Consider the following 19,275-nt stretch of genomic DNA (forward strand, 5'->3'; position numbering starts at 1 on the left):
GGGCCGGTCGCGGCGTCGCGTACCAGCGGTGAAGGTCTTCGGCGGAACGTACCCGCCGAACGTCATGGTTGTCCCGCCGACAGCGCCAGCGGGCTCCCGCCGATGCTAACCAGCGACCTGGCCCCCGGTAAGTTGCCACCCATGACCGACGTGACCTCCGACGCCGCCGCGACCCGGCTGCGTCGTTCCCCGCTGCACGAGCGGCACACCGCCGCCGGCGCCAAGTTCGCCCCCTTCGGGGGCTGGGAGATGCCGCTGGAGTACGCCGGCGGCGGGGTGCTCAAGGAGCACACCGCGGTACGGACCGCGGTCGGGGTCTTCGACGTGTCGCACCTCGGCAAGGCCCGGGTCAGCGGCCCCGGCGCGGCCGAGTTCGTCAACTCCTGCCTCAGCAACGACCTCGGCCGGATCGGGCCGGGCCGGGCGCAGTACACGCTCTGCTGCGACGACGCCACCGGTGGCGTGGTGGACGACATCATCGCCTACCTGTACGCCGACGACCACGTGTTCCTCATCCCGAACGCCGCGAACACCGCCGAGGTGGTGCGCCGGTTGCGCGCCGCCGCGCCCGCGCAGGTCACCGTCACCGACGAGCACGACGGGTACGCCGTGCTGGCCGTGCAGGGCCCCCGCTCGGCCGAGTTGCTGACCACCCTCGGCCTGCCCACCGAACACGGCTACATGAGCTTCTCCGCGGCGAACCTGGCCGGGGTGGAGCTGACCGTCTGCCGTACCGGGTACACGGGCGAGCTGGGATACGAGCTGGTGGTGCCGGCGGAGCACGCGGTGACCGTCTGGGACGCGTTGTTCGCCGCCGGGGAGGCGTTCGAGCTGCGCGCCTGCGGCCTGGCCGCCCGGGACACCCTGCGCACCGAGATGGGCTACCCACTGCACGGGCAGGACCTCTCGGTGGACATCACCCCGGTCCAGGCCCGCTCGGGCTGGGCCGTCGGTTGGGACAAGCCGGCCTTCTGGGGCCGCGACGCGCTGCTCGCCGAGAAGGCCGCCGGCCCCCGGCGTACGCTGCGCGGCCTGGTGGCCGTCGACCGGGCCATCCCCCGCCCCGGCATGACCCTGCACGTCGGCGACGAGCAGGTCGGCGAGGTGACAAGCGGCACCTTCTCGCCGTCCCGCAAGCAGGGCATCGCCCTGGCCCTGCTGGACACCAACGCCAACCTCGCGGACGGCGACCAGGTGGAGATCGACATCCGAGGCCGCCGAGCCCCCCTAAAGCTGGCAAAACCCCCCTTCGTAACCCCCTCAGTCAAGTAACCCCACCCCCACCCCCGCTCCCGCCCGCTCCCGCCCGCCCCCGCCCGCTCCCCGCCCCACCCCGCCCGCTCCCCGCGTTGATCATGAGGTTGACGGGCCAAATGGAGATCAATAGTCCCGTCAACCTCATGATCAACCGGGGTGGGGTGGGGTGGGGTGGGGTGGGGGTGGGGTGGGGGTGGGGGTGGGGTGGGTGGGGTTAGGGGGTGGGGGGTTCGCCGGAATCTAGGACTGCTTGGGTCCAGCCGCCTTCGATGACGCCTGTCGCGTCCAGGACCGCCCAGTCGACCACGTCGGTCGCCTCCACCACCACCGGGGCGCCGATGCGCACACTCGGGTCGGTGTTGGCGTCGCTGGCGCTCACGCCGACGATCCGCTCCGCGGCCTCCCACGAGGTGACGCCCGCCCAGACGTACTCCGGGCCGTCGTCGCCGGGCAGGCCGTACTTGACCACGAGCTGCGACTCGGCGGGTAGCTGGCCGGCGACGAAGCGGGCCCGCGCGTCACCCAGCGCCGCCCGCGCGGTGGCGACCGCCCGGCTCATCGCGTCACCGGAGCGGGCGTAGCGCACGTCCGGCTGGATCCCGGAGAACAGGGTCGCGCAGGCGGCGGCGTAGTAGCGCCCGTCCGGGCCCGGGTGGCCGGCCGGTGGGCGCAGGCTCAGGAACGAGTCGGCCTCCGGGTCGGTCGCCGGGTCCAGCTCCAGGCGCAGCAGCACCGGGGCCGTCGCGCCGTGCTGCTCCGGATTGCCGTACGCCACCGCGATGTCGTGCCCGGTGACCGTGGCCAGCACCGGCAACTGCACGAACGCCGGCACTTCCTCACCGGTGAGCCCGTCGGTCCAGTCCCGCAGCAGTCGACGGGCCGCCCCGGTCATCACCGCGCCCCAGGCACGGGTGAGGTGGTCGGGCACCCCCTGGGTCTGCAACTCGAGCAGCCCGAAGCGGCGCAGCCCCTTGGTGGTGAACCACAGCCCCTCCGTGTCCGACGAATACGGCACCAGCACCCAGTCGACAAGTCGGACGCGGCCCTGCTCGTCGGGGAGCGAACGCAGCGCGGTCGCCGGGTCGAGGAACTGGAGGCCGAAGACGTCCACCACGTCGCTGTCGACGGACTCCGCCACGGCGGCCGCGACCGCGCGGGCCGCCCACTCGTGCGCGGGAGGCCAACCGGGCCGGTATTCGGCCTGCACGACCACCAGGTGGCTCGCCGCGGCCAGCCGGGCCAACTGCTCCTCGGTGGCGCCGAACGCGGTGAGCAGGTCCGGCGGCAGCTCGGGGAAGTCGGCGATCGGCCGGGTGTCGACGCTCATCAGCGGGCTGTCCAACATCTGGCGGGCCAGCCCGTGCACCGGCTCGGCCAGCCGGCCGGTCAGGGCCGCCACCGCGGTCTTCGCGCTGACCTTCGGCAGCCCCGCCATCGGCACCAGGTAGGTCGCGCTGAGCGACTCCGGCACCGGTACGGGCAGGAAGTCGTCCGTGATGAGCATGCTTGTTTCCCCCGGTGGCCGTGCCGGTGCTGTCGAGCCGAACGCTACCCGGCCCGCCGCGCCCGGTTCAGGCGGACAGCACCACACCCAGGTAGACCAGCGTGGTGACCACCTCGACGGTCGCGCCGAGCACGTCGCCGGTGATCCCGCCGAGCCGGCGTACCACGTGGGTCAGCAGCGCGAGTGCGACGGCGAGCGCGGTGGCGACGGCCAGCGGCCCCTGCCACGGGCGGCCCGGCACCGCGGGCACCGCCAGCAGCGCGACGGCGACCGCGCCGACGGCCACCGCCACCGGGCCGACCGTGCCGGCCACCAGCGCGCCGAGCCCGTCCGGTCGGGCCGCCGGCACTCCCCGCCGGCAGGCCAGCGTGACGCCGAACCGCCCGGCGGCGGTCGCCGCGACCACCGCCGCGAGACAGGCCAGCCCGGACCGCCCCGCCAGGTCGGCGAGCGCCGCCGCCTGCACCAGGAGTACGACCACCAGGGCGACGACCCCGAAGGGACCGACGTCCGGCTTCTTCATGATCTCCAGGGCGGCGGCCCCCCGCCGGTACGAGCCGAGCGCGTCCACGGTGTCGGCCAGCCCGTCCAGGTGCAGCCCGCGGGTGAGCAGCGCGGCCGCGCCGACCGTCACACCCGCCGCCACCAGCGGGGGAGCGAACGCGCCGGCCAGCAGCAGCACACCGGCCAGCGGGACGCCGAGCAGCGCGCCGAGCGCCGGGGCGAGTGCCATCGCGGTGCCGGCGACCGGGCGGTCGATCCGCCCGGCCCGCACCGGCAGCGTGGTGAACGTGGTGACCGCCAGCCGGGTTCCCGCGAGGAACCGCGACTCAGCCGGCACGCCAGCCCGACGCCGGTTGCTCGTCCGCCCCGGTGCTGGCCGGACCCGGACCGGCCGGCTCCGGCTCGGCGAAGTCGGGCTCGGCGTAGGCCGACTCCGGGTCGTCGGGGGCCGGGCCGGGCTCCTCGTCGCCCCCGAGCGACGGGTGGACCGGCAGCGCGGCGGCCAGCGCGAGCACCGAGCGCAGCAGCGGGAGCGCGACAAGCGCGTTCGCGCCCTCGCCGAGATCCATCCGCAGGTCGAGCAGCGGGGTGAGGCCGAGCACGTCGGCCGCGAGCCGCACCGACGGGTGACCGCCGTGGTCGGCGAGTAGGCACCAGTGCCGGGCCTGCCCGGCCAGGTCGCGGCTGATCATGCCGGCGGCCACCCCCACCGGCCCGTCGAGCAGCACCGGCACCCGACGGGCGGTGGCGCCGAGCAGCACGCCGGTGGCCACCGCCACGTCGCCGCCGCCCAGCTCGGCCAGGATGTCCTTGGCGCCGCGCGGCGAGCGGTGGGTGCGGTGCAGCGCGTCGCGGACCGCCGCGCAGCGGATCATCCACGCCGCGTCGTCGATCTCGCCGGCGTCGGTGATCACCCGGCCCAGCACGGCGGGCGGCTCCGCGCCCGCGGTCGCGGCGAGCACCGCCGCGGCCGCCGCCTCGGTGCCGGCGCCGCACGCCCCCAGCGCCAGCAGTTGTACGCCGGCGTCGGCGGCCTGCTCGGCGAGCCGCCAGCCGTAGCGCAGCGCCGACTCCACCTGATCGGGCGAGAGCGCCGGTTGGTCCTCCATCGGCGCGGCGGTGGGAGTGTCCACCACCTGCAGGCTGGCACCACTCTCGGCGGCGAGTCGCGCCAACGCGCCCCGGCCGGCGCGGGCCTGCGCGGCCCGGCGCGCCGACTCACCGGCGACGGTGCCGGCCGACGCCCCGCCGGCGTGGTCGCCGTGCAGCAGCAACACCCGCACCGAGCTCCAGGCCCGGGGGGTGGGGGTGCCCTGGGTGGTGGCGGCGAAGCCGACCACCCGGTCCAGGACGCCCAGCCCGGCGCCCGGCACGTCCAGCGTGGCCAGTCGGTCCACCGCCTGCGGGCCCGCGAACTCGTCGGGCATCGGTAGTTCCATGCCCGGCTGGATGACCAGCCCGGTGGCCACCATCGGCAGCGCCATGGTCGGGGCGGCCCAGGGGTTGCCGGGCTCCTGGGCCGGAACGACCGGCGGCGTGTGGGTCAGCACGTCGGGTAGCTGCACCTCGGGGGTGGGCTCGGCGTCGGCCAGGCTGCCGGCGGACGGCTCGCTCGCGCTGCCGGCGGCCGGGGTGGCGCTGCCGGCGGCGGCCGTGGTGGTGGCGCTGCCGGGGACGGCCGGGGTGGCGCTGCCGGGGGAGGCCAGCCCCGTCGCGTTGGCGGGTGCCGCCGGGGCGGTCGTGCTGGGGGCCGGCTTGAGCCACACCGGCTGGCCGGCGACCACCAGGGCCACCGCGTCGCAGGCGTCGGCGACCGCGCGGTTGGCCGCGCCCAGCGCGTCGGTGAACGCCCGACCCAGCGGGGTGGTCGGGACCAGTGACAGCCCCACCTCGGGGCTCACCAGCACCACCCGGGCCGAGCAGGTGCGGATCGCGTCGGCCAGCTCGTCGATCGTCGCCACGTCGTCGGCCGGCTGGTGAGCCGGGTCGAGCAGCACCGTCACCCAGCCGCCGAGGTCGTCGACGAGCAGCGTCTCGTTGGGCTCGGCGGAGGCGAGCACGTCGGCCAGCCGACGCGGGTCCTCGGTGGTCTCCTCGGTGGTCCAGCTGCCCGGTCGCCGGGCGCGGTGCGCCGCCAGTCGGGTCGCCCACTCGGTGTCCTCCGGGTCGCCCTCGGGCGCGGTGGCGAGGTAGCGGACCACCGGCGCGTCGGTGACCAGGGACTCGGCGAACTCGGACTTGCCGGACCGGATCCCGCCGAGCACCAGGACCGTGTTCCACCCGTCTACGGACATGCCCGTACCTTAGTTCGCCTCGCCCGAGTCCGGGCACGTCGCCCCGGCCCTCCCGAAGAGAGAAGGCCCGCCCCGCCTCCAGCCGCGCCGATCTTGCGCTTTCGGTCGCCGAGATGCGTGGAATGCCTTCTATATCCGGGCAGAAAGTGCAAGATCGCGGAAGGGGTGGGTGGTTCGAGGGTTGATCTTGCTGGGGTTCTGCGGGGTGAGCGAGCGGCCGTTGTCCTTCGGGCCGACTACGCTGGCGAGGGTTCGTCCCACGGGGACTTCAGCGGCGAGGGGAGACGCGGCATGGCGTGGAGCTGGCGGTACGAGGGCACGGACGGCCAGACGGTCGAAGGACCGGCGGAGTCGTTCAGCAGCCAGGCCGACGCCGAATCCTGGATCGGTCAGACCTGGCGGGAGCTCGCGGCGTCCGGCGTCACCTCGGTCGCACTCGTCGAGGACGACCGGGTGGAGTACCGGATGAGCCTGCTGCCCACGGCCGAGTGATGGCCTACGACCGGCCGGGAGCCGACGGGCTGGTCCTCGGCGTACCCAGGGCGGCGTTTCGGCCCAGCCCGGTCTTCCTCGGCCTGGTCGCCCTCTTCGCGGTCAGCGGGGTGCTGGCGTGGAACGGTTACGGCAACGTCCGGTTCGACGTGTTCCTGTTCGTGGTGTCCGGCTGGCTGGTCTCGCTGTGCCTGCACGAGTACGCCCACGCGGTGGTGGCCTACCGGGCCGGCGACCGGGACATCGCCCACCGCGGCTACCTGACGCTCAACCCGTTGAAGTACACCCACCCGCTGCTGTCGATCGTGCTGCCGGTGGCGGTGGTGCTGCTCGGTGGCATCGGCCTGCCCGGCGGGGCGGTCTGGGTGGACCGGCACGCCATCCCGGGCCGACTGCGGCACACACTTGTCAGCCTCGCCGGGCCGGCGACGAACGTGCTGTTCACGCTGGTGCTCGTGCTGGCGGTGCGGCTGGGCACCCAGTCGGGCGGGCCGGTGGAGTTCTGGGCGGGGGTGGCGCTGCTCGCGTTCCTGCAGCTCACCGCGAGCGTGCTGAACCTGCTACCGGTGCCCGGCCTGGACGGCGGCAACATGATCCAGCCGTGGCTCAACCCGCAGTGGCGCAAGATGTACGACCTGTTCGCCCCGTACGGTTTCCTGCTGCTCTTCGCGCTGTTGTGGAACCCGCGCATCGGCGGCTGGTTCTTCGACGCGGTCTTCGCGATCGGCGACCTGCTCGGTCTGCCCTCGTGGCTATACGCCACCGGCCTGGAGCTTATCCGCTTCTGGCAGGGCTGACACGCCCCGGCGAGGGCGGAGTGGACCGGCCCCGGCCCGGTCGGTGCGAAACCCTCGCGCCGCCGGGCCGGAACGGTGTCAGGGACGCCGGGCGGGCGACTCGGTCTTCGCCGGGTCCCGCTCGACGATCGGCTCGACGATGTCGTCGATGGCCTTGAGCAGGTCGGCGTCGAGCTTCACCCCGGCCGCCTTGACGTTGTCGTGCACCTGCTCGGGGCGGGACGCGCCGATGATCGCCGACGAGACGTTCGGGTTCTGTAGGACCCACGCCACGGCGAGCTGGGCCATGCTGAGACCGGCCTGCTCGGCGAGGGGCTTGAGCTGCTGGACCCGGGTCAGCACGTCGTCGTTCATGAACCGGGAGATGTAGCCCTTGCCCGACTTCTCGTCGGTGGCACGGGAACCGGCCGGCGGCGGCTGGCCCGGCAGGTACTTGCCGGAGAGCACGCCCTGCGCCATCGGCGACCAGACGATCTGCCCGATGCCCAATTCCTCGCTGGCCGGCACGACCTCGGTCTCGATGACCCGCCAGAGCATCGAATACTGGGGTTGGTTGGAGACCAACGGGATGTGCAGCTCCCGGGCGAGCGGGTGGGCGGCGCGCAACTGGGCGGCGGTCCACTCGGAGACACCGATGTAGTGCGCCTTGCCGGCGTGCACGACGTCGGCGAACGCCTCCATCGTCTCTTCCAGCGGGGTGCTGTTGTCGTAGCGGTGGGCCTGGTAGAGGTCCACGTAGTCGGTGCGCAGCCGGCGCAGCGAGCCGTTGATCGACTCCATGATGTGCTTGCGGGACAGGCCGCGGTTGTTGCGGCTGGGTCCGGTCGGCCAGTAGACCTTGGTGAAAATCTCCACGCCCTCGCGACGCTCGTTCTGCAACGCCCGGCCGAGCACGTCCTCGGCCTGCGTGCCGGCGTACGCGTCGGCGGTGTCGAAGGTCGTGATCCCCGCGTCGAGCGCGGCCCGGACGCAGGCGAACGCCGCGTCCTCCTCGACCTGCGAACCGTGGGTGATCCAGTTGCCGTACGAGATCTCGCTGACCATCAGGCCGGAACGGCCCAGGTGTCGGAATTCCATGTACCGACCCTAGCCCTAGTGGATCACCAGCGGCGAGTGGAGACTCAGAGCACCGGGTTGGCGTCGGTGAGTAGCCGATCGATCTCCTGCAGCACGTCGGCGCGATCCCGGTGTACCGGATCGATGAGCGGCACGCCGCGCCGGTCCAGCGCACCCCACCGCCCGTTGCCGCTCTCGACCAGGAACGCCACCGGGTGGATGACGAGCGTCGGGTGCGCCGGCGCGACCAGCACCGCGCCGGTGCGGTCCACCACACCGCGCCGGCCGGCCACGTCGACCACGGCGAGCCCCTCGTCGGTGAAACCGTCGACCTGCTGGCCGTCGGCCAACTCGGTGACGAACCCGTGGTAACGCGTGGGCACGACGATCCTGCCGGTTCGGTCGACCGCCCCCCAACCCTCGCGCCGCACCGCGGCCAGCCCGCGACGGAACGGTCGTACCTCGGCGAAGTTGGGCGCGACCTGCACCGCGCCGGTCGCGTCGATGGCCGTCCAACCACCCTCGCCGACCACCCAGGCCAGGCCGTCGCTGAACGGGTGCGCGGCCCGGTAGGAGGGCGGGATCACCGTCGTACCGAGCAGGTTGATCAGCGACCACCGGTCGGTGTCCGGCCGACGCACCCAGGCCAGCCCGTCGTGGAACGGTTGCGCCTCGGCGTACCGGGCGGGAATGACCACGTCGCCGTCCGGGCCCGCGTAACCCCACAGCGGGCCGTCCCGGTCCGGCACCGGGGGCCGGTCACGGTCGAGCACCTCGTCCCGACCCCGGCGGTACGGCCCGAAGCCGTCCGCCGTGGCGCGGACGGCGACCGCGTCGAGGGCCACCCGGATCCGGTCCAGCAGTTCGGCGTCGCCGGCGCCGCGCAGGTCGAGTGCCTGCTCGAAGTGCTGGCAGGCTTCCATGAGCCGTCCCTGGTCGTAACACGACCGGCCGGCGTGCTCGTGGAGTGCGGCCCGCAACCGGTCGGGAAGCTCGACCGAGTTGGCCTGGGCGAAGAGCTGGTCGGCCTCGGCGAAGTTGCCGCGCCAGCGCAGGACGTGGGCCAGCCGGGCCTGGGCCAACGCGGTCCGGCGCAGCTCGCCGGTGGCCTCGGCGTAGGTGAGGGCGAGCCGACCATCGGCCAGCGCGTCGTCCAGGTCGCCGAGGATCCGCGAGGTCACCGCCCGCAGGCTGAGCAGCCGGGCCCGGGCGCGGTTGTCGACCGCCGAGCCCAACTTCTCGGTCAGCCGCCGCCGGATGGCCCGCAGGTCCTCCGGCTCCGTCAGCTCCTCACGCAGCGTGACCGGGTCCAACCGCCAGCGGTACGCCGCGAGGACCTGCTCCGGGTCGCCTGGATCGGCCAGCGACGGGCGGATCGCCACCGGCGGAGCGTCGCCGGGTGGTGCGGAGACGGGCGCGTTCTCCCCGCGCGAGCCGGTCCTCGGACCCGGAACCGTTGAGGCGGGCGGCGCGGAGGCGGGCGCTGCGGGGGCAGCCGGCGGTGCGGAGACCGGCGGTGCGGAGACCGGTGGTGCGGAGACCGGTGGTGCGGAGACCGGTGGTGCGGAGACCGGCGGTGCGGAGGCCGCCTGTGTCGACACGGGTGGGGTGGAATCGGGTGGCGGGGACGCCGGCTCGGTGGACGCCGGTGGTGCGGACACGGGCGTGGGGGCGATCGGCGGCGCGGAGACGGGCGGTGGCACCGAAGACGGCGGCGCGTACGCGGGCGGCGCGGACACCGGTGGCGCGGAGACGGGTGCCCCGACGGTCTGCTCTTCGGTAGCGAAAGGTGCGGTGGCGGGTGGCGCGGAGACAGGCCCCGTGGCGACCGGCGACGCTGGCGGTGCGGAGATGGGTACGACGTGCGGCGTCAGGGCCGGCGCTGTGGGATCGGCCCGGTCGGGCACTCCCGAGACCGGTGCATCGTTGTCATCAGACATTGCGGACGGGGCCGGCAGTGCGATGTCGTCCGACCAGTCGTCGGGTCGCGAACCGTCCGTCAACCGGGTGGTGCCCGGGGCGCCCTCGACCTCAAACGGACGGGCGTACGAGGCGTCGTCCATCCGGTCGGGCACCACGGGAGCGGTGTCCCCGACCGGGCGAGCGGCGGCCCGCTGGTCGTCGACCGCGGCTACGACTTCGGGCTGCTGGTCCGGCGTCGCGGTGTCGGGGGCGCCGGAGACGGGCCGGTCGTCGTCCTGCTCCGATTCGGGCCCGACAGGTGCCGGTGCGTCGTCGAACGGGTCGGCGGCCCAGGTGCCGGCGGTCGGGCGAGTGGGCGGCGCGGACACCGACTCAGGAGAGTCAGCCGCCGTCGACCTGCCTGCCCGCTCGTCGGCCAGATCGCGACGGACGTCGGTGGTGGACGTCGACAGGTCCCGGTCCACCGTGCCGGGTGTGGTGGATCGATCGGGTGCCGGCGCGGTGGACAACTCGGGGTCGCCGACCGTCGACTCGTTCCCGGTCGACTCGAACGGCCGTGGGTCGTTCCCAGTCGACTCGGACCGGTGCGGAGCATCGTCGGTCGACTCGGACGGGCGCGGGTCATTGTCGCCTGACCCGGACCGTTGCCGGTTCGGCGCGGGCTCGCTCGGATCGGGGTCGGCGGGCTGAGCGGGGCTGAACCACGCGTCCGGCCCGCGAGTACCCACGACCTCGTCCGGGTTCGAAACGGGGGCGGCCGGCTCTTGCGAGGGCGGCGGCGGTACGTAGCGGCGCGGTGTGCCAGGGGCGAGCGGGAGCGCCGCCTCGGCGGCCGGGGCCGGGGGTGCCGGGGCCGCCGGTGTCGGAGCAGGCGGTGTCGGGGCCGCCGGTGTCGGGGCAGGCGGTGTCGTCGCCGGGGCCGGGACCTGCCAGGTGGGCGGTGGCGCGACCGCCGGTCGTGCGACCGACGGCGGAGACGTCCGATCCGTGGTGTGTGGCCGGTCGGTGGTGTGCGGGCGGTCGGTCGGGTGTGGCCGGTCCGTGGGGTGCGGCCGGTCCGTGGGGTGTGGCCGGTCGGTGGGGTGCGGGCGGTCCGTGGGGTGCGACCGGTCGGGGGAGTGCGGCGGCATGCGGTGGTCGGTGGGAGTGGCGCTGCCCGGCACGTCACCGAACTGGCGGCGGTCTGCGGTCGGCTCGCCGTCGCGTCGCTTGTCGACGGGGCGGTCCACGGTGTTCGGGCCGGGGTAGCGCGGCGGCGGGGTGGGGCGCACCTCGGCAGCCGGTGCCGGTTCGGCCGGTGTCCGGCGCGCAGGCGGCAGTGGGACATCCGAGCGCTCGTCGGAGGTGGGCGGGTCCACCGGCGCGGGCAGGTACTCCAGCCGAAGGCGTGCGGCGGGTGGACCCGAGACGGGCACCTCGGAGGCCGGGGAGACCGGGGCGGCCGACACCGGTCGGTCCCGGTCGGGTGCGGCGGGGGAGACGGGCGATGGCGGCATCGTTCGCTCCGGCGGAACCGGCACGACCCGGCTGGACGCCGACGGAGCCGGCGCCGCTGGGCGTACCGGTCGCTCGTCGTAGCGCGGCGGGGTGACCGCCGGCCGCTCGGGCCGGGCGACCGGTCGCGCCGGGATACCCGACTCGGCGCTGCGGTGTGGGTCGGCGGTGCGGTGTGGGTCGCTGCGGTGGCCCGACTCCCGGGTGCGGTCCGGGCGCAACGGACCCGGCGGCGGCCAGGGCAGGCTGCCGTCCGGGCGTTGGCCGGTCTGCGGCCGAGGCTCGCGGCGGGCGTTGTCGTGCGGCCGTTCGTCGCGGTACGCGTTGTCACGCAGCGGTTCCTCGCGGTACGCGTGCTCGCGACGTCCGTCCTCGCGACGTCCGTCCTCGCGACGCCTGTCCTCGCGGTAGGCGTCCGGGCGGGCTTCCTCGCGGGGGCGCCGGTCCGGGTACGCCTCGGCGCGGGCCGCGGTCTCGCGGGGCTGCTGCCGGTGTGGGTCGCTGTCGGCCCGACGCCGATCGTCGTCGCGGCGGGGATGATCGGGCAGCTCCGGCTCGGGACGGTGCCGTCGACCGCCGTTGGGTGGCGGTTGTGCGCCGGCTGCCTCGTCGGCGTGGTAGCGCCGATCCGGGCGACGGGTGTCGTCGGCGGTGCGGTCCGGGTGCCCGTCGGGGCGGTATCGCGGGCGGCCGTCCACGGCTGCCCACGTGTCGGCTCCGTCGGCGATCCGGTCCTCGGTCGCCCGGCCGTCGTGGTCCCGGGTGGGTCGTCCGGCGTAGCCGTCACCGGGGTGGCGTTCGTAACCGGCGGCCGGTCGCTCGTGCGTGCCGCGCCGACGCGGCGAATCGTCCGGCTCCGGCACCCAACCAGGGTCGGACCGGGGCGCGGGGGAGACCGGTGGGGTGCCCTGGTGACCCCGGTCCCGCTCGGTGGGCTCGGACCGCTGGCGGCGGCTGTCGTACCGATCCGAGGAGGGCTGGTCCCGGTGCCAGGCGGCCTCCCGCGCCGGACCTCGCTCGTCCGTGGGGCGTCGGTCGGACCAGGCGGTACGCCGGTCCGACTCGGGGTTGCGACGATCGTCACGCCGGGGCGGTTCGGGGAGTGGCCGGCGGTACGGCTCGTGGTCGTAGGTGCGGGGGGCGCCGCCGTCGTTCCGGCCGTAGGCGGACGCGTCGGCCGGACGGGCGTCGCTGCGGGGCCGGCCGTAGGCCGGTGTCTCGCCCGGCTCGTCGTCCACCCAGGATCGGCCGTGGACCCCCGGCCCCTCCGGTGGCTCGTCGGCCCAGGACCGGCCGAGGTAGGTGCCGTCCGGGCGGGTGGGCGCGAGCGACGGCACCTCGGCTCGACCGCTCACCGTCGCCCGACCGCGCGGTGGCGGCTGGTGCACCGCGCCGATGTCGCCGGGATAGCGCTGGCCGGGAAACTGCGGATGCCACTCGCTGGTCGGCTCGACCACCCAGGACGGCTCGTTCGGGTCTGACCACCGGTCGGGGTAGCGGCCGCTCATCGGCCGAGCCCGTCGCCGTGCCCGGCCGCTCGGCCGGCTCCCGCCGAAGGCGAGCTTGTCGCAGCGGCAGCCGCAGCCGCAGCCGGGTGATCGCCGGGCGTCCGGTCGCCGCCTGCCACGCCCCGGTGGCCGGCTCGCGTCCGCTCGCTCACGGCGTTGTCACCTCGTTGCAAATTGTCGTGCTGGGGCCTCGCGTGCCGGTCAGGTCGCCCGCGCCGACGGGCCGTGGCTGCGGTTGGAGGGTAACGGCGTGGGCTCGCTCACCGCCACTGTGGCACCGCCCACGGGCGCAAACGTTATCCCAATGGTTTCGGACATTTGGTCCTATAACCCAATCTGGTCTTCGACCCTACCGCATCCGACTGCCACCTGGCGTGGGCGGATCGTCGTCGCCCGGTCAGGGATGCTCCAGGATGAGGACGGCGAACGTGCCGGGTGCCAGCGCCTCGTAGCGGTGCGGGGCATCGCCGGGGAACGCCGCGTAGTCGCCGGGGTCGAGTTCGACCAGCGCCGTCTCCGGGCCGACCCGCAGCCGGCCGGCGGCGACCACCACGTGTTCGACACTGCGCGGGGTGTGCCCGTCCGTGGCGCGGGCCGCACCCGGTTCCAGCTCGATCAGGTAGACGTCCCGGCGCAGGTGTGCCGCCCCGGCGCTGAGCAGTGTCCCGGTGAAGTCGGCCTGCTCGGAGCGGACCCGCGGCCCGTCCCCGGCCCGGATCACCCGTACGGCGTCGTCGAGGGGTTCCACCAGCCGGCTGAATGGCACGCCGAGTGCCACGCCCAACGCCCAGAGCGTCTCCACGCTCGGGTTGCCGGTGCCGGACTCCAGTTGGGAGAGGGTGGACTTGGCCACCCCAGCCCGGCGGGCAAGCTCGGTCAGCGAGATGCCCACCCGTTCCCGCTCCCGACGCAGGGCGGCGGCGATGGTGGCCAGCGGGGCGGGGGGTTCCGGAGGCATGCGTTCGCTCCATTGGATCAGCGTTCGTTGCGACGAACAGCAGCAGGTGCCTGCCAGCGTGCCCCCGGTCGAGCAAGATCCGCGCGACTAACGGGAAACTGCTGCCTCCGAGATGTCGGAGACAGCAGTTTCGCCGATGTGGTGGCGGTGGTCGGGGAGTTGGGGTCAGACCTTGTCGCCGAGGTTGACCTGCGGGGCCGGGGCGCGCATCCGCCGGAAGGTGATCGACCGCATGACCGCGTAGAGGAAGAGCGAGCCCATCCGCTGGTCGGTCTTCGGGAAGCGCTCCCGAACCAACCTGCTGATCTTGCGGCAGATCAGCACCGAGTCGATGACCACGCCCAGGGCCAGCGCGCCCCAGAGCACGTTGGAGATCAACCGGACCGGGTCGGGCATCGCCGCGTTCGACCCGATCAGCACTATCAGCGCGCCGCCGAAGAACCAGGTGCCGACGGTACGCCGGGAGTCGACCACGTTGCGGGCCAGTAGCCGCTCCGGGCCGCGGTCGCGGGGGCCGCCCTCACGGCGGAAATCCGACGCGGCCTCGGCGCGCAGTTGGCGGCGACGCTCCCGCTCCTCCTCCTTGGTGAGGGGGCGAGTGGGGCCGGCCGGGCGGCGGCCGACGGTCGGCCGCTTCGGCGTCTCCCGACCCTTGGCCGGGGTGTAACCCCGGGAACGCTCGGCGGTCTCCTCGGTGGTCACCGATGAGACGGCCTCGTCGACGAGGTCAGTGGACTTGCGGCGAAAGAGCGACGGCACGCGGCAAGGGTAGCCAACGATCCGCGCCCGGTGCACATCGCGGTACAGCGACCGACGGCTCCGGGTCGCAGCGCGACCCGGAGCCGTCGTAGCCCGAACGAGAGGTGACCGAGATTACGGGCGCTCGGCGTGCGCGCCCAGGTCGGCGAGCTTCGCCTCGAAGTCCTCGTAGCCGCGGTTGATCAGGTCGACGCCGTACACCCGGGAGGTGCCCTCGGCCGCGAGCGCCGCGATCAGGTGGCTGAACCCGGCCCGCAGGTCCGGGATGACCAGGTCGGCGGCGTGCAGCTTGCTCGGCCCGGCGATCACCGCGGAGTGCTTGAAGTTGCGCCGGCCGAAGCGGCACGGGGTGCCGCCGAGGCAGTCCCGGTAGACCTGGATGTTGGCGCCCATCGAGTTCAGTGCCTCGGTGTAGCCCAGCCGCTGCTCGTAGACCGTCTCGTGGACGATCGACAGGCCGCGGGCCTGGGTGAGCGCCACGACCAGCGGCTGCTGCCAGTCGGTCATGAACCCGGGGTGCACGTCGGTCTCCAGCGCCACCGCGTTCAGCTCGCCGCCCGGGTGCCAGAAGCGGATGCCGCCCTCCTGCCCCGGGTCGCCCAGCTTCGGCGCACGCGCGTCGGTGACCTCGTACTCGCCACCGACCGAGCGGAAGATGTTCAGGAAGGTCATCATGTCGGCCTGCTGAGCGCCGAGCACCTCGACGTGACCGCGGGTGGCCAGGGCGGCAGCCGCCCAGCTCGCGGCCTCGATCCGGTCCGGGATCGGCCGGTGCGTGTAGCCGTGCAGCTTCGGCACGCCCTGGATCTCGATCACCCGGTCGGTGTGGACCTTGATGATCGCGCCCATCTTCTGCAGGATGCAGATCAGGTCGATGATCTCCGGCTCCACCGCGGCGTTGCGCAGCTCGGTGACGCCCTCGGCCATGACCGCGGTCAGCAGCACCTGCTCGGTGGCGCCGACGCTCGGGTAGGGCAGGGCGAACTTGGTGCCGTGCAGGCCGTTCGGCGCGGACAGGTGCAGACCCTCCGGGCGCTTCTCGACGGTGGCGCCGAACTCGCGCAGCGCCTGGAGGTGGAAGTCGATCGGGCGCGGGCCGATGTGGCAGCCGCCCAGGTCCGGGATGAACGCGTGCCCGAGCCGGTGCAGCAGCGGGCCGCAGAACAGGATCGGGATCCGGCTGGAACCGGCGTGCACGTTGATCTGGTCGGTGCTGGCGCTCTCCACGTTCGCCGGGTCGAAGACGAGCTCGCCGTCCTCGGCGCCGTCGGTGACCTTGACGCCGTGCAGGCCGAGCAGACCCCGGACCACCTCGACGTCGCGGATCTTCGGCACGTCGAACAGCCGGCTGGGGCTGTCGCCGAGCAGCGCGGCGACCATCGCCTTCGATACCAGGTTCTTCGCGCCGCGCACGCGGATCCGCCCTTCGAGCGGAGTGCCTCCGTGCACAACCAGGACGTCGTCGGTCAACGCAACCTCCAGCGCGTCGGTGCTGCCGTGTTGTGGGTGGGGCGCCTGAACGCTGTCGCTACCCCGGATGCGGCCAGGTCGAAACGGCCCGCGTATGTCGTCGCTCCGGCAGCATAGCCCTCGGTGACGAAAAAGGACTCGGTCACATCGGCGTGTGTGGCATTAATCGGTGATCCGGCGCTTTTGCGTACCAAGAGCACTACTGAACGTGATCAGGACGCCGTCGGCGGCGGGGTGTCCGCGCCGGGCAGGGCGAGCATCTGATCCAGCGCGACCCGGGCGTGGTGAGCGGTGTCCGCGTCCACCGTGATCTGGTTGACGACCCGGCCCGCGACCAGCTCCTCAAGGGCCCAGACCAGGTGGGGCAGGTCGATCCGGTTCATCGTCGAGCAGTAGCAGACGGCCTTGTCCAGGAACATGATCTGCTTGTCCGGGTGCGCCAGCGCGAGGCGGCGGACCAGGTTCAGCTCGGTGCCGAGCGCCCACGCCGAACCGGCCGGAGCCGCCTCGACGGCCTTGATGATGTATTCGGTCGAGCCCACGTAGTCGGCCGCGGTGACCACCTCGTGCCGGCACTCCGGGTGGACCAGCACGTTGACGCCGGGCACCCGCTCCCGTACGTCGTTGACGCTGTCGAGGGTGAACCGGCCGTGCACCGAGCAGTGCCCCCGCCAGAGGATCATCTTGGCGTCCCGCAGCTGCTCCGGGGTGAGCCCGCCACCGGGCTTGTGCGGGTCGTAGAGCACGCAGTCGTCGAGCGACAGGCCCATCTCCAACACCGCCGTGTTGCGGCCCAGGTGCTGGTCGGGCAGGAAGAGCACCTTCGAACCCTGCTCGAACGCCCAGTCCAGGGCGCGCTTGGCGTTGGACGAGGTGCAGACCACGCCGCCGTTGCGGCCGACGAAGCCCTTGATGTCGGCCGAGGAGTTCATGTACGTCACCGGGACGGTCTCGGCGGCGATGCCGAGCTCGGTCAGTGTGTCCCAGGCGGCCTCGACCTGGCCCAGGACCGCCATGTCCGCCATCGAGCAGCCGGCGGCGAGGTCCGGCAGGATCACCCGCTGGGCGTCGGTGGTGAGGATGTCGGCGCTCTCGGCCATGAAGTGCACGCCGCAGAAGACGATGTACTCCGCGTCCGGACGGGCCGCGGCTTCCCGGGCCAGCTTGAACGAGTCGCCCGTCACGTCGGCGAACTGGATCACCTCGTCGCGCTGGTAGTGGTGCCCCAGCACGAAGACCCTGCTGCCCAGCTTCGCCTTCGCGGCCGTGGCGCGGGCCACCAGATCCGGGTCGCTGGGCGCCGGCAGGTCGCCCGGACACTCGACGCCGCGCTCGGTGTCGGGGTCGCTGCCCCGACCGAGCAGCAGCAGAGCCGTCGCGGTGTTGGAGGGTTCCACCCAGGTCGAAGTCACGTAGCCCATGGTCCCACAGCAGGACCGGGACGCAGCTTCCCTCGGTGTGTGCTGCCACACTGCTGCGCATGCGCGTGCTGCTCTGCCCGGACAAGTTCGCCGGCACCCTGTCCGCACCGGAGGTGGCCGCCGCGGTGGCCGACGGTTGGCGCACCGTCACCGACCGCGACGAGCTGCTGATCCGGCCGCTCTCCGACGGCGGGCCGGGCTTCGTGCGGGTGCTCGCCGAGGCCCTCGGCGGCCGGCGGGTGCCGGTGTCGACAGTTGATCCGCTGGGCCGGCCGACGGCAGGTGAGATCCTGCTCACCGCCGACGGCGCGACCGCCTACCTGGAGAGCGCACAGGCCTGCGGGCTGCACCTGCTCGGCACCGCCGAACGCGACCCGAAGACCACCACGACGTACGGGCTGGGCCTGCTCGTGGCCGCCGCGGTGGAGAGCGGCGCACGGACGGTGGTGATCGGGCTGGGCGGCTCCGGCACCAACGACGCGGGAGCCGGAATGCTCGCCGCGTTGGGCGTGACCCCGCTGGACGCCACGGGTGCCGCGCTCCCGTACGGCGGGGCGGCTCTGGCCCTGGTCGAGGCCCTCGACGGCGCGCCCCGGCTGCGCGGCGTCCGGCTCGTCGCCGCCACCGACGTGGACAACCCGCTGCTCGGGCTGCACGGCGCGAGCAACGTGTTCGGTCCGCAGAAGGGCGCCGACCGGGCGGACGTGCTGCTGCTCGACGCCGCTCTGGAGCGCTTCGCGGCGGTGCTGGAGCGGGATCTGCCCGGCTGCCCGGCCGGGCTCGGTGCGCTGCCCGGCGGCGGCGCCGCGGGTGGCCTCGGCGCGGCGGTCCTCGCCCTGGGTGGCGGCTGCGAGTCGGGCATCGGCCTGGTCACCCGGGCCACCGCCCTGGACGCCGCCCTGGACAGCGTCGACCTGGTGATCACCGGCGAGGGATCGTTCGACCACCAGTCGCTGCGCGGCAAGGTGGTCGCCGGAGTGGCCGGTGCCGCCCGCGACCGGGGAGTGCCCTGCGTGGTCGTGGCCGGGCAGGTGAGCATCGGCCGACGCGAGGCCGCCTCGGCCGGGGTGACCGATGCGTACAGCCTGGTCGAGCACTTCGGTGGCGACCAGGGCGGCGGGCTCGACGCCGCCCTGGGCCGGCCGGCGGAGGGGTTGCACGACCTGGGTGCCCGGCTGGCCCGGCAGTGGAGCCGCTGAGGCTTTCGAGCGCCCGTCAGCGGGGCCGACCTGCGGCGGCGATCACGCCACGCGGGTGAGCCCGGCCGGGGCGGCGTACCATCAGCGGAGGACCACAACCGGGAATCACTGGACGGCGCACGGCGTTGGCCAGTGCGTCCGGACCCACACCGCGCAGGGAGACTTCCACGTGACCACGCCAGCGCAGACCGAGTCGACCGAGGCCCAGGCCCCTACTTCCGTCGTCCTCACCGACGTCGCGGCGCAGAAGGTCAAGGCCCTGATTGAGCAGGAGGGCCGCGACGACCTGCGGCTCCGCGTCGCGGTGCAGCCGGGTGGCTGCTCCGGCCTGCGGTACCAGCTCTTCTTCGACGAGCGTTCGCTCGACGGTGATGTCGTCACCGACTTCGGCGGTGTCGAGGTCGTCGTCGACCGGATGAGCGCCCCGTACCTGTCCGGCGCGACGATCGACTTCGCCGACCGGATCGACGCCCAGGGCTTCACCATCGACAACCCCAACGCGGGCAACTCGTGCGCCTGCGGTGACTCGTTCAACTGAGTCACATCACACCGATCCAGCACCAGACGGGGCCGTCCTTCGGGACGGCCCCGTCTGCGCTGGTGGGGCTGGGAGCGATCCCGAAGCGGCGGTGACGGGCC

General features: G+C 73.7%; 14 protein-coding genes. 5 read left to right on the forward strand and 9 right to left on the reverse strand.

Annotation, left to right across the window (positions count from 1 at the left end; all coding sequences use genetic code 11):
- Positions 1–141 precede the first annotated feature (141 nt).
- Complete coding sequence (gene gcvT, locus ACGFIW_RS31165) at positions 142–1,272, forward strand: glycine cleavage system aminomethyltransferase GcvT (protein WP_393323408.1); 1,131 nt, start codon at positions 142–144, stop codon at positions 1,270–1,272.
- 199 nt (positions 1,273–1,471) lie between these two features.
- On the opposite strand, the gene ACGFIW_RS31170 is transcribed toward gcvT, so the two are convergent.
- From ACGFIW_RS31170 to ACGFIW_RS31180, 3 genes are all read right to left on the reverse strand, one after another.
- Positions 1,472–2,761: a DUF2314 domain-containing protein gene (locus tag ACGFIW_RS31170; protein ID WP_393323410.1), complete on the reverse strand. Its 1,290-nt coding sequence runs from the start codon at positions 2,759–2,761 to the stop codon at positions 1,472–1,474.
- A 67-nt stretch (positions 2,762–2,828) separates the two neighbouring features.
- Positions 2,829–3,602: an adenosylcobinamide-GDP ribazoletransferase gene (locus ACGFIW_RS31175; RefSeq protein WP_393323413.1), complete on the reverse strand. Its 774-nt coding sequence runs from the start codon at positions 3,600–3,602 to the stop codon at positions 2,829–2,831.
- Positions 3,592–5,559, reverse strand: a complete 1,968-nt coding sequence (locus ACGFIW_RS31180) for a bifunctional adenosylcobinamide kinase/adenosylcobinamide-phosphate guanylyltransferase (protein WP_393323416.1) — start codon at positions 5,557–5,559, stop codon at positions 3,592–3,594. The genes ACGFIW_RS31175 and ACGFIW_RS31180 overlap by 11 nt, the downstream gene beginning before the upstream one ends.
- A gap of 291 nt (positions 5,560–5,850) precedes the next feature.
- Between ACGFIW_RS31180 and ACGFIW_RS31185 the strand changes: the two genes are divergently transcribed.
- Together ACGFIW_RS31185 and ACGFIW_RS31190 are read left to right on the forward strand one after the other, a co-directional pair.
- On the forward strand, positions 5,851–6,051 hold the full coding sequence (locus ACGFIW_RS31185; RefSeq protein ID WP_196918986.1) for a hypothetical protein: 201 nt from the start codon (positions 5,851–5,853) through the stop codon (positions 6,049–6,051).
- Positions 6,051–6,848, forward strand: coding sequence for a site-2 protease family protein (locus tag ACGFIW_RS31190; RefSeq protein WP_393323419.1), 798 nt, complete (start codon positions 6,051–6,053; stop codon positions 6,846–6,848). Before ACGFIW_RS31185 ends, ACGFIW_RS31190 begins: the two co-directional genes overlap by 1 nt.
- A gap of 78 nt (positions 6,849–6,926) precedes the next feature.
- Here the strand turns inward: ACGFIW_RS31190 and ACGFIW_RS31195 are convergent, their stop codons facing one another.
- The 6 genes from ACGFIW_RS31195 to nadA all read right to left on the reverse strand — a co-directional run bounded on the left by ACGFIW_RS31195 (position 6,927) and on the right by nadA (position 17,428).
- Positions 6,927–7,925: an aldo/keto reductase family protein gene (locus ACGFIW_RS31195; protein WP_393323421.1), complete on the reverse strand. Its 999-nt coding sequence runs from the start codon at positions 7,923–7,925 to the stop codon at positions 6,927–6,929.
- 44 nt (positions 7,926–7,969) lie between these two features.
- Positions 7,970–12,829: a WG repeat-containing protein gene (locus ACGFIW_RS31200; protein WP_393323424.1), complete on the reverse strand. Its 4,860-nt coding sequence runs from the start codon at positions 12,827–12,829 to the stop codon at positions 7,970–7,972.
- 397 nt (positions 12,830–13,226) lie between these two features.
- Positions 13,227–13,787 carry a helix-turn-helix domain-containing protein gene (locus ACGFIW_RS31205; RefSeq protein ID WP_393323427.1) on the reverse strand — a complete coding sequence of 187 codons (561 nt, stop codon included), beginning with the start codon at positions 13,785–13,787 and terminating at the stop codon, positions 13,227–13,229.
- Positions 13,788–13,952: 165 nt separating this feature from the next.
- Positions 13,953–14,546: a DUF3043 domain-containing protein gene (locus tag ACGFIW_RS31210; RefSeq protein WP_393323430.1), complete on the reverse strand. Its 594-nt coding sequence runs from the start codon at positions 14,544–14,546 to the stop codon at positions 13,953–13,955.
- Positions 14,547–14,660: 114 nt separating this feature from the next.
- Complete coding sequence (gene murA, locus ACGFIW_RS31215) at positions 14,661–16,016, reverse strand: UDP-N-acetylglucosamine 1-carboxyvinyltransferase (RefSeq protein WP_124820727.1); 1,356 nt, start codon at positions 16,014–16,016, stop codon at positions 14,661–14,663.
- 212 nt (positions 16,017–16,228) lie between these two features.
- Positions 16,229–17,428, reverse strand: a complete 1,200-nt coding sequence (nadA, locus tag ACGFIW_RS31220; protein WP_393323433.1) for a quinolinate synthase NadA — start codon at positions 17,426–17,428, stop codon at positions 16,229–16,231.
- 68 nt (positions 17,429–17,496) lie between these two features.
- Between nadA and ACGFIW_RS31225 the strand changes: the two genes are divergently transcribed.
- Entirely contained in the window at positions 17,497–18,636 is a 1,140-nt protein-coding gene (locus ACGFIW_RS31225) for a glycerate kinase (protein ID WP_393323436.1), read from the forward strand.
- A gap of 169 nt (positions 18,637–18,805) precedes the next feature.
- Positions 18,806–19,174 carry an iron-sulfur cluster insertion protein ErpA gene (gene erpA, locus ACGFIW_RS31230; RefSeq protein ID WP_007463211.1) on the forward strand — a complete coding sequence of 123 codons (369 nt, stop codon included), beginning with the start codon at positions 18,806–18,808 and terminating at the stop codon, positions 19,172–19,174.
- Positions 19,175–19,275: the final 101 nt, after the last annotated feature.

Source organism: Micromonospora sp. NPDC048935 (assembly GCF_043197875.1).
GTDB lineage: Bacteria > Actinomycetota > Actinomycetes > Mycobacteriales > Micromonosporaceae > Micromonospora.